The sequence below is a fragment of the Nocardia higoensis NBRC 100133 genome, assembly GCF_000308595.1.
Lineage (GTDB): Bacteria > Actinomycetota > Actinomycetes > Mycobacteriales > Mycobacteriaceae > Nocardia > Nocardia higoensis.
Window position 1 is genome coordinate 1 of sequence record NZ_BAGA01000166.1, and the last position, 10,522, is coordinate 10,522.

A 10,522-nucleotide genomic window follows, 5' to 3' on the forward strand; every position below is an offset into this window, starting at 1 on the left:
GGCGCTGGTAGAGCCCATCCGGCAGCAGGCGACGGGTCCAGAAGGAGGTTCGCACATCGCGGCCGCAGAGGTAGATCCGTCGTGGCCGGGCCGCGGACAGGATGACGAGGACCTTCTCGGCCACGTCGGAGGCATGCTGGCCGCGCGCGAGATAGCCGCGGACCCGCTCGAGGACGGCGTCGCGATCGTGGTCGTAGGCGGCAATGGGCTCGCCGACCCGGGGGGAGGACTCGATGATCGGGGTGACGGTCCAGCCGGGCGCCAGGATGGACACCGAGACGCCGAACTGCGCGAGTTCCAGGCGCAGCGATTCGCCGAGTCGTTCGATGGCGGCCTTGGTGACCGAGTACCAGCCGCCGTAGGGCTCGGCGATGGCGGCGGCGCCGGAGCTGACCACGACAACCCGGCCGCTGCCGCGTGCGCGCATGGCGGGCAGGGCCGCGCGGACGACGCGGTGGGTGCCGATCACGTTGGTGTCGAAGAGGGCAGCCGCCTCGAGAGGATGGGTCTCCTCGATCGCGCCGACGAGGCCGCAGGCGGCGAAGGTGACGACGGCGTCGATGCGGCCGTGCCGGGCGGTCACCTGCTTCACCCAGGTGTCGACGGCCTCGGTGTCGCGGACGTCGACGGTGGCGTATCCGTCGCCGGGGATCACGTCGCAGCCTTCGACGGTGTAGCCGGCGGCGGTCAGCCGGTCCACGGTGGCCGCGCCCATACCGGTCGCGACCCCGGTGACGAGGACGACCCCGCTCACGCGGCGGCCACCTTCAGCACGCCGGGCAGCACCTCGAGACGCGCCGATTTCACGACGGTGATCTCGCCGTCCAACTCCAAGGGGACGGGCTGATCCGGGCGCAGGTCGACGATGCGGTCGCGGTGGCAGATCGCCAGCGGGGAGGCGGAGAAGCGGCCGCGGTAGAGGCCGGCGATCAGGCCGAGGATGCGCAGTCGTCCCGAGGGCGCCCAGATATTGACGTCGAAGGCGCCGTCGGCGCGGGTGACCGGGGTGTCGTAGTACATGCCGCCCGCGAAGTGCACGCTCTTGAGCACGCCGATATTGGTGATCGGGCCGACATGTTCCCAGTCGCTGCCACGCACCTCGATGCGCATCGGACGGTGGGTGGCGATATTGCTCAGCGCGGTCGCCACGATGGCGGCTTCGACGTTCTCGGCCTTGAGCCAGGCCATCGCGCCGGTGGCGTGGTTGAACGAATCGTTGCCCGCCGCCACCAGGCCCATACTGGCGTTGAGCAGGAAATACCGGACTGCGCGGGTGCCGTCGGGCAGGAGCATGGTGGCCTTTCCCACGTCGACGGCTTCGGCGCGGGCGGCGTCCACTCTGACCGGAACCTCGACGATCCTCGACCCCTCCCGCACCGGTTTGTGGAAGTCGTTGGAACTGCCCAGGCCGACGGCGCCGAGCACGACAGTGCTCGCGCCGCCACGGGGCCGGTCGGTCTCGGGGTCCATGACGGCGTTGAGGACCAGATTGACCATGCCGTCGCCGCCCGCCGCGACGACGACTTCGGTTGCCCCGGAACCACTTCGGTTGTCGACATGTTTGCGCACGAGTTCGGCGGCCCGCTCGGCATCGTCGGGGATCTCCACGGTCATCTCCGGATAGCGTTGCCGCAGTGCGCGTTCCACGGGCTCCCAGCGCCGCAGCGCGGTGCCGGCGTTGGATCGCGGATTCAGGACGACGTGCATGACTTCTCCTCGATACCCAGCCACTCCCGCAGCCGGGGCCAATTGCCCGTGGTGACCCTGCCGGTCCGCGCGCACGCCGCGGGGATGTCGTGCCGCGCGCCCAGCAGGAAGACCGGGATGCCCGCGAGCGCGGCGGGTGCGTCGTTGGCGGCGTCGTTGCCGATCATCACGCACGTGCCCGGACGCGACGAAAGCCGTTCCAGCAGTTCGTGATAGAACTCCACGCGCGGCTTGGCGCGGTGCATGGTCTCGCCGCTGGTGACGAAGGCGAAGGCGGCCGGATCGTGTCCGCCCCATCGCAGCCGTGCGGTCGCGGTACTCGACGGCCACAGCGGGTTGGTCGCGATCACCTGGGTGTCGCCCGCGGCGCGCAGTGCTCGCACGGTGTCCACCGCAATCGGCAGTGGCGGGAAACAGGCTCGAAGACGCGGGAATTCGACATCGGCCAGGCGTCGCAGACGCTGTTCGGCGACCTCGGGGGTGACTTCGAAACGTTCGGCGAGCAGCGCCACCATATACGCGGTGTTGGTCTTGTCGGTGTCGTTGGCGCGGACCGCGCGCAGCACACCGGGCAGATCGCGCAGGAAGCGGTGCGGTGGAGTCGTCGCGCGGAACGACCGGGCGGCGAGCAGCGGCATGAGGGCCTTGACGGCTCGGCTCCGCACGCCGACCAGGGTGCCGTCCAGATCCCACAGCACCGTTCGGCCCGACGGCGCCGCGCTCATTCCTGGCTGTCCATGACGGCTTGCAGGTCCTGGCGGGTCAGGCCGAGGCGCGCGGCGTACTCCTCGATTCCGGGTCGCGCCGGCCCGCCTCGGCCGGTGCGGCGGGCCGCTTCGCTCGTGTAGGCGGCGGCGAGGTCGACGACGGTCTTCGCCAGCGCGGCCGGGAACAACCACTTCCCGAGGTCGCGTTGGAATACCCTGGTCAGCCGGTAGGGAGCGGCCAGCCGCGCACCGAGGGCGGGCAGCGCCGACGGTGCGCGCAGCGAACTCATGCGCTGCGCTTCGGCGCTCGGCACCAGCAGCAAGCCCGACCAGAGCCTGGTGAAACTCTCGCGCTTCTCGTGGGCGAGGGTGGTCATGTTGAACTCGGTGTAGGCCTTCTCGATCCGCGAGGTGTGGGTGGAGCGGCTGCGCAGCAAGGTGTGGATGTCGGCGATCTTGCGGGCGGTGTCGTAGCGGGTGAAACGCCCCGCACGCGGCCGGGCGGCCTCGATGATCGCCGCGAATGGCGGGACCGGCACCAGACGGTGCGCCAGCGACAGCGCGTGGAACATCAGCGGCTCCGAACCGGCTGTGCGCATCTCGTGCATGAGCAGTTCGTAATCGAGGTCGGTGGCGTGGCGGGCGAGATTCCAGATGTCGCCGAGTTCGCGGACGCCGGTCTTGTAGTAGGGCAGGTGCACGCCGAGGTGGTGCAGATTGTCCTCGTGCGCCATCGCCCATGCCGGCACGCCGTAGAAGTCGATCTGCCGGACGCGAGACCAGATGGCGTCGTAGTCGATGGTGTAGGGCGCCAGCGGCGTGATGAGTCCCCAGTGCGTGCCGACCACCAGCGCGCCGTCGCGGGAGACGAAGGAGGGCAGGTGGTGGGAGCGGCGCGTGCGTACCTCGGGCGCTTTGCCGAGCAGCTCGGAGGTCGCGAAAAGGCCTAGTTCCCGGTAGATCTCGATGGCGGTCTCGACCTGATCCACCTCGATCAGGATGTCCAGATCGTTCATCCGCTTGTAGCGCGGATCGTGGTAGATCTCGGTCGAGAACAGCATGCCCTTGAGCACCACGCACCGCACGCCGCGCTCGTCGAAACGGCGCAGCAGTTCCAGCGCGGCGGCGAGCCGTTTGTCGTTGACCTCGGCGATGCGATCGGTCACCTCGCCGAATCCGGTGCGCACGGGAGCGGGCACGAGGTCGAACAAGCCCTCGGCCGCCAGCCTGCGCTGCACCAGCGGCACGGTGGCGTTGAGCCGTGCGAGATCGAGGAACCCGGCCCAGTCGGTGACTTCCTTGGCCGAGTCAACGAGATCGGCGCGTTCGTTCGCGCTCGGCGCCGCCAGCGAGGCGAGCACCAGCGTGCGTTCCGCCGCCGAAGCGCCCGCGGCGATCCCGGTCATCGCGGGTGTCCTCATGGTCGGCTGCCTTCCTGTCCCGGGTGGAATCCGAATCGCCGGGCGACCGCGGCGATGCGTTCGAGGGCGAAGTCCAGGTGCTCGCGGGTATGGGTGGCCATCATCGACACGCGCAGTCGCTGCTGCTCACGGGGGACCGCCGGGAATTCGACGCCGTTGACGAAGACGCCCTCCCGGTGCAGCGCCGACACCACATCGCCGACGGCCAGCCGCGCGGGCACCAGGATCGGAATGATGGCGGTCTGCGGATCGACGGCGAAGCCGAGCCTGCGCAGCTCGCCGGCGAAATAGGCGGTGTTGTCGTGCAATCGGCCCACCCGCTCGGGGTGCGCGTCGATGAAGTCCAGCGAGGCCAGCACCGAGGCCACCACGGCGGGCGAGAGCGAGGCGGAGAACATGTGCGATCGGGCGAAGAAGCGCAGGGTGTCGACCACGTCACGGGAGCCGGCGACGAATCCCCCGGTGGTGGCGAACACCTTGGAGAAGGTGCCCATGGACAGTTCGACCGCGCCGTCGGGCAGGCCGAAATGCTCGGCGGTGCCGTGGCCGTGTTCGCCCAGCACGCCGGTGCCGTGCGCGTCGTCGATGGCCAGCCACGCCCCGAAGGAATCGCACAGATCCCGGATCTGCGGCAGCGGCGCGATATCGCCGTCCATCGAGTACACGCCCTCGACCGCGACCACGATATTGGCGCCGGGATTGCGCCAGCGCACCTGCATCAGCCGGTGCCGGAGGTGGCGCATGTCGTTGTGGTCGAACGCCATCGAGCGCACCCGGCCCAGCTGGATGCCGTCGTAGAGGCTGGCGTGGCTCTGCTCGTCGTAGATCAGGATGTCGCCGCCGCGCAGCAGTCCGGTCACCCAGCCGACGTTCGCGGCATAGCCGGAGGAGAACAGCAGGGCGGATTCGCAGCCCTTGGATTCGGCGAGCCGCTCCTCGAGGCGCATGTGCAGCGAGGTGGTGCCGTTGAGCAGCGGCGGCCCGCCGCAGCCGACGCCGAACTCGCGCGTCGCCGCCACGGCGGCCTCGATGATCTCCGGTTCGTCGGCCAGACCGAGATAGTTGTTGGAGCCGAACATGATCAGCTCGCGGATCTCGCTTCCCTCGGGATCGCGCACCCGCACCACCGGGCCCGCGGGCCCGGTGATCTCGCGCAACACGAAGCCGGTGGCCCTGCCGTTGGTGACGAAGGGCCGGAAATCGTCGAAGCGTTGCTGGAAGGTGTGTGCCGAGGCGTCGAGATAGTGCTCGAGGCTGAAGTTCTCGCCGTGTCCGGCGGGGGCGGTGGATGCGGTCATGGGGTGTCCTCGTGCACGATCGTCGCGGTGCCCGCCCGGCCGTCGAGAGCGAGCCGGTCGCCGGTGGAGATCCGCTGGGTGACGCCGGGAACGCCGACGACGGTGGGGATGCCGAGTTCGCGGCCGATGATGGCGGTGTGGGAGAGCACACTGCCCTTCTCGCTGACCAGCCCGCCCGCCGCCACCATCAGGAAGACCCAGCCGGGGTCGGTGGTGGAGGCGACGAGGATCTGACCGTCGACAGCCACGTCGGGATCGGGCGTGCCGAGTACCAGCGCGGGCGCTTCTACCCGGCCGGGAGCGCAGCCGATGCCGCGCAGGACGGTTGCCGTGCTGTCGACGGCCGTGGGCGTGTCGACGGCGGGATCGGCGATGCCCGCGGCGGCGATGCCGGTGGTGACGATGCGCGAGGGCATCGGGGTCTCGCGCCAACGGTCGTAGTCGGCCTTGCGGGTGGCGACCGTACGGGCCACATCGGTGTCGACGGCGGTGCCCCGGATGAGCGCGGTGATCTCCTCGTAGGTCAGCCAGAAGATGTCGCGCGGCTCGGCGATCAGGCCCGCGTCGTGCATGTGCTTGCCGAACTCTCGGACCACGCGTTTGACCAGTCCGAAGGAGCGGCTGCGACCGAGCCGCATGTTCTCGCGCTGTTTGACGTGTTCGCGGGCGCGGCCGAGGACGAGCCGGAACGCGAGTCGCTCGGTCCGGCTGTCACGGAACAGTGCCCTGGCGGTCTCCTCGGCCTCGCGGCGGATGCGTTTCTCCCGCGCCGCCATGTCGTCGATGTTCTGGCCACCGCGCAGATAGTTGCGCAGCATGGGCACCAGACGTTCGGGATGTTCGCCGAGCGGGTCGGTCTCGAGCTTGAGTTCGTCCACGGTGCGGTCGCCGAACAGCGCGATATGACGCAGGCAGTCGTCGTGGAACCGCCCGAACTCCGACTGCGACAACGTCTTCCAGACGCTGTCGGTGTCGAGCGGCCCCTCGAAGAGCGCGCGTAGCGCGTCGTCGGCGCGGATGGTCGCGGTGAGTGCCAGCGCGGAGCGCACCGGATCGACGCTGTCGACGCCCTCCTCGCCGCAGAACAGTTCGTTGCGCAGCGTGACGGCCTCGTGTTCGCCGAGTCCCGTGCGCTCCAGCAGCAGGCCGACGACATGGAACAGCTGCTGGGCCAGGAAGTCGTTGAAGATCTGCACCGAGTACGCCGGAACGAGCTGTCCGAGAAGCCTTTCCATCCACTGCACCAGCGCCTCCGGATCGCGCTCCCGGCCCGGGGTCTCCGGCGCGAGGCGATGGTCCAGATCGAGGGTGAAGGCGGCGAGTTCGTCGAAGAACGCGCGCAGTCTGCGTGGCAGGCGCAGCCAGCCGACCGCGATGACCGCGATCACCCGGGCCCGCAGCGCGTACATGCGGGCCTTCGCCAGGCCGCGTTTCGGGGCGGCGGGCCTGCGGTAGCGGTTCTCGATGTTCAGGGCGGCTTCCCAGCCCTCGATGGCGAACTCCATGCCGGGGATCTGCAGGAACAGCCGGTACCAGTTGCTGATGTTGTAGTAGATCCGCCCGTGTGCGGTGCCGACGAGATAGGGGTACAGGCTCGCGCTGTTGCGTGCCACGATCCGGCCGGTCGCGCCGAAATCCCGGTGACAGGCGCGGAAGACCTGCTCGTAGGCGGCGCGCAGGATCGAGAAGGTCAGCGGGCTCGACAGCCCCGGATAGGACTCGGCGACATTGACATTGTCGAAGATCGTCTCGCGGGCGCCGGTGGCGGTGACCTGCCTGGCCTGCAACAGGTGCAGGACACCCGCACTGTCGTAGGTCCATTCCACATCCTGCGGCGCCCCCAGCCGTTCGGCGAGCGCGGCGGCGATGTCGACCAGTTCGCCGATCTGTTCGTCGGTGAGCGCGGGGGTGCTGTCGCCGCCCTCGATCGCCACCACAGCGGTGCCGGCATCGGCGTCGGTCTCGACCTTGCTGTGTTTGTCGGCCACGACGCGGGAGACGATCGCGCGGGAGGCGTTGTCGACGAAATAGGTGTCGCATTCGACGGTGCCCGCGACGACGCCCTCGCCGAGTCCCAGCGCGGCCGAGACCACCGATTCGGCCGGGTCACCGGTCTGCGGATTGCAGCTGAAGACAACGCCCGAGACGGCGCTGTCGACGAGCACCTGCACGAGCACAGCACAGTCCACACCGGCGTTGTCGAGTCCGCGATGGGCACGGTAGAACAGCGAGCGCTCGGAGTAGGCCGAGGCGAGGACGTCGAGCAGGGCGCCCGGCACATCCCGGGGCGCTACGTTGAGCACGGTATCCAGTTGCCCGGCAAAGGAATCGGTTGCCGAATCCTCGCCGCTCACCGACGAGCGCACCGCCAGCCGGATCGTGGCGTCGGCAGCATCACCGTGCGCTGAGACCGAGCTGCGCGGCATCCCCGCTGCTTCCGGTGCGTGGTCGGCGGGCCGACCGGTCGCCCGCACCGGCGCGCCCGCCAGAGTTGCTACGGCGGCGGCGAGTTCGGCCGCGATCGGTTCGGGTAGCGCGAGCCCGCGGATCAGGTGGCGGACGGCGGCCGAGACCGCGCGCAGCGACCCGGGATCGGTGTGGTCGAGGGCGGCGATCGCCTGGTCGATGTCCTCGGCGACGGGGGAGAGGATGTCCGCGCAGGCCGAGGTGGTCACCACCGCGAACGCCGGGACGCGATATCCGGCCGCGAGCAGTGCGCCGAGATTGGCCGCCTTCGCGCCGTACCGGTCCGGCCGCGGGGGTTGCGAGGCCAGGGCATCGGCGCGCACGACGGCATCGGTCGCGTTCATGGTGGTACCTCCCGTGGTGTCGCGTGCGGGGGTCATCGCGCGGCCTCGGCCAGGACGGCGGCGCCGGGCGCGACGGGTTCGCGCCGGGTCAGCCGCACCAGCACCGGGTCGGGGGTGTTGGAGATCTCCGGGTTCTCCCGCACGCGCAGCCCGTTGACGAGTTCGATGTCGTAGCGGGCGAGCAGCATCGCCAGGCCGACCCGGACTTCCGTGGTCGCCATGTGCTGTCCGACGCACAGGTGCGCGCCCCAGCCGAAGGGAAAGTAGTGGAAGGGCGGGCGCTGCCGGGTGCGTTCCTTGGTGAACCGGTCGGGGTCGAAGGTGAGCGGGGAGGACCAGAAATCCGGGAAGCGGTGGTTCACGAACGGGCTGATCACGACGATCGCGCCGGGTTCGAGATCGAACCGGTCGAAACTGTCGGCCTGCAACGCGGTGCGGCTGAACGCCCAGGCCGGCGGATGCAACCGCATGGTCTCGTCGATCGCGCGGCCGGTGAGCTCGAGCGATGGCAGCGCCGAGGCGAGATCGCCGTTCGACAGCGCCGTGTCGATCTCGGTCCGGACCCGGGCGAGGACCGCCGGGTTGCGCCCGAGTTCGTAGATCGTCCACGCCAGCGCGCCGCCGGTGGTCTCGTGTCCGGCCAGCAGGAAGGTCAGCACCTCGTGGCGCAGCTGTCGGTCGTCCATCGCGTGGCCCGCGTCGTCGCGAGCGGCCAGCAGCCTGCTCAGCAGTGAATGACCATGGCCCGCACCGGTATCCCGATGTCCGGCGATGACCTCGGCCACCACACGGTGCAGGCGCGCGATGACGGCGTGCAGACGGCGATTCGCCGGGGTCGGCACCGACGGCGGCACCTGGATCGGGGCGGCCATGTGCCGCATGACCCACGCCACGCCCTCGCGCACATCGTCCTCGATCTGCGGCAGGATGCCGTCGATGTCGGCGCCCATCACCGCGCGGCACACCACGTCGGCGGCGAATCCCATCACCTCGGGGACCACATCGAAGGCGGCGCCGGTCGCGGCATACGCGTCGAGGCGGTCGAGCATGCGCTCCCCGCATGCCAGCATGAGCGGGATCTCGGTGTCGACATGCCTGCGGGCGAAAGCGGGTTTGATCAAGGCGCGCTGCCGTTTCCAGAGTTCGCCGCCGCTGGTCAGCAGGCCGGGACCGAGCAGATGGTTCAGGCTCTGATAGCTGATGCCCTTCGCGTAGGCCGCGGCATTGGTGACCAGTACCCGGTTGATGTGTTCCGGCTCCACGAGCAGATGCAGCTGCTGGTGGACCAGGCGCAGGCGCACACTGCCGCCGTGGGCCACGGCCTGCTCGTAGAACAGGGTGAGCGGATCGGTGCGGTAGGCGGGATAGGCGCCGAGCGGATGGCGTGACGCGGGCCCGGCGAGGACGCGCCCGGCCGTCATGCCGCGCCCCCGGTCTCGGCGAGTTCGCGCACCACCGGTTCGACGAACAACTGCCGGGTGAGCGCGCGCTGCACCTTGCCGCTGGTGGTCTTGGGGATGCTGCGCGGGGGTACGACCACCACCTCGGCGGGCAGGATGCCGGTGCGCTTGCTGACCGCGACCCGCACCGCGCGGCGCAGGGGCTCGTATTCGCTGTCCGGGAGCGCGGATTCGACGACCAGGTGGAGTTCCTCGGAACCGCCCTGCGCATCGGGACTGCCGACCGCGGCCACTCCGCCGGGGCGCACGCCGGGCACGGACTCGGCGGCGATCTCGAAATCGGTGGGCGGATGATTGGCCCCGCGGATGATGATCAGATCCTTCTGCCTGCCCGTGATCCGGAGCCTGCCCGCGCGCAGATAGCCGATATCGCCGGTGTCCCACCAGTCCCCGTCGCGTGCCTGCGCCGTGACCTCGGGCAGCCGGTAGTAGCCCGGCGTGGTCGACGGGCCGCGGAACTGGATGCGCCCGGCGACGTCGTCGCCGCACAGCGCGCCGTCCGTATCGACGATCCGCACCTCGGTGCCGGCGACCGGCTCGCCACAGTCGGCGATCTGCAGGGCATCGGGATCGTCGGCGGGCACGTCGACGGCGATGCCGTCCACGGTGAGCGCGTGCCGCGAGATCGAGTCGTAGGCCACCGGCGAGTGCGGGCGCGAGACCGTGACCGCGAGGGAGGCCTCGGCCATGCCGTAGCAGGGCACCAGCGCGTCGGCGGGCAGGCCGTGGGCGCGGAAGCGGTCGACGAACCGCTGCACCGTCGGCGGGTGGATCGGCTCCGCGCCGCAGAACAGGAACCGCCAGCTGGACAGGTCGAGGCCAGCGAGTTCCTCGTCGGTGACGCGGGCGGCGGTGTAGCCGTAGGCGAAATTGGGTGCGGCCGTGAACGCCCCGCGATAGGTGTGCACCGCGCGCAACCAGTCGGCCGGCCTGCGCAGGAACCGGTTCGGCGGCATGAGCACGGCGTCGGTGCCCTGGTACATCGGGTTGAGGAAGCCGCCGATCAGCCCCATGTCGTGATGCAACGGCAGCCAGCCGACCCAGGTCTCACCCGGGCGCATGGACGCGGCCCGGCCGATCTGCACGCAATTGGCGGCCAGGTTCGCGTGGGTGATCCGC

At 70.0% G+C, this 10,522-nt stretch carries 8 protein-coding genes; all 8 read right to left on the reverse strand.

Annotation, left to right across the window (positions count from 1 at the left end):
- A partial coding sequence (locus tag ON26_RS27455; RefSeq protein WP_051027722.1) for an SDR family NAD(P)-dependent oxidoreductase occupies positions 1 to 754 on the reverse strand: 754 nt, incomplete at its 3' end.
- Complete coding sequence (locus ON26_RS27460) at positions 751 to 1,707, reverse strand: diacylglycerol/lipid kinase family protein (protein ID WP_040800567.1); 957 nt, start codon at positions 1,705 to 1,707, stop codon at positions 751 to 753. The genes ON26_RS27455 and ON26_RS27460, both read right to left, overlap by 4 nt.
- On the reverse strand, positions 1,692 to 2,432 hold the full coding sequence (locus ON26_RS31880) for an HAD family hydrolase (protein ID WP_083884399.1): 741 nt from the start codon (positions 2,430 to 2,432) through the stop codon (positions 1,692 to 1,694). Before ON26_RS31880 ends, ON26_RS27460 begins: the two co-directional genes overlap by 16 nt.
- Positions 2,429 to 3,820: a nucleotidyltransferase domain-containing protein gene (locus ON26_RS27470; RefSeq protein ID WP_040800570.1), complete on the reverse strand. Its 1,392-nt coding sequence runs from the start codon at positions 3,818 to 3,820 to the stop codon at positions 2,429 to 2,431. Before ON26_RS27470 ends, ON26_RS31880 begins: the two co-directional genes overlap by 4 nt.
- 11 nt (positions 3,821 to 3,831) lie before the next feature.
- On the reverse strand, positions 3,832 to 5,133 hold the full coding sequence (locus ON26_RS27475) for an aminotransferase class I/II-fold pyridoxal phosphate-dependent enzyme (RefSeq protein WP_051027726.1): 1,302 nt from the start codon (positions 5,131 to 5,133) through the stop codon (positions 3,832 to 3,834).
- On the reverse strand, positions 5,130 to 7,943 hold the full coding sequence (locus tag ON26_RS27480) for a PEP/pyruvate-binding domain-containing protein (protein WP_169333789.1): 2,814 nt from the start codon (positions 7,941 to 7,943) through the stop codon (positions 5,130 to 5,132). Before ON26_RS27480 ends, ON26_RS27475 begins: the two co-directional genes overlap by 4 nt.
- Positions 7,944 to 7,975: 32 nt before the next feature.
- A complete protein-coding gene (locus ON26_RS27485; protein WP_040800578.1) occupies positions 7,976 to 9,364 on the reverse strand; it encodes a cytochrome P450 in 1,389 nt (462 codons plus the stop codon).
- Positions 9,361 to 10,522 (reverse strand): AMP-binding protein (locus tag ON26_RS27490; protein ID WP_157172032.1); only part of this gene is annotated, 1,162 nt, incomplete at its 5' end. The genes ON26_RS27490 and ON26_RS27485, both read right to left, overlap by 4 nt.

What these genes read in the sequence shown, in the direction of transcription:
- ON26_RS27460 (WP_040800567.1), bottom strand. Translation starts at nt 1,707, where the DNA reads ATGCACGTCGTCCTGAATCCGCGATCCAACGCCGGCACCGCGCTGCGG.
- ON26_RS31880 (WP_083884399.1), bottom strand. Translation starts at nt 2,432, where the DNA reads ATGAGCGCGGCGCCGTCGGGCCGAACGGTGCTGTGGGATCTGGACGGC.
- ON26_RS27470 (WP_040800570.1), bottom strand. Translation starts at nt 3,820, where the DNA reads ATGACCGGGATCGCCGCGGGCGCTTCGGCGGCGGAACGCACGCTGGTG.
- ON26_RS27475 (WP_051027726.1), bottom strand. Translation starts at nt 5,133, where the DNA reads ATGACCGCATCCACCGCCCCCGCCGGACACGGCGAGAACTTCAGCCTC.
- ON26_RS27480 (WP_169333789.1), bottom strand. Translation starts at nt 7,943, where the DNA reads ATGAACGCGACCGATGCCGTCGTGCGCGCCGATGCCCTGGCCTCGCAA.
- ON26_RS27485 (WP_040800578.1), bottom strand. Translation starts at nt 9,364, where the DNA reads ATGACGGCCGGGCGCGTCCTCGCCGGGCCCGCGTCACGCCATCCGCTC.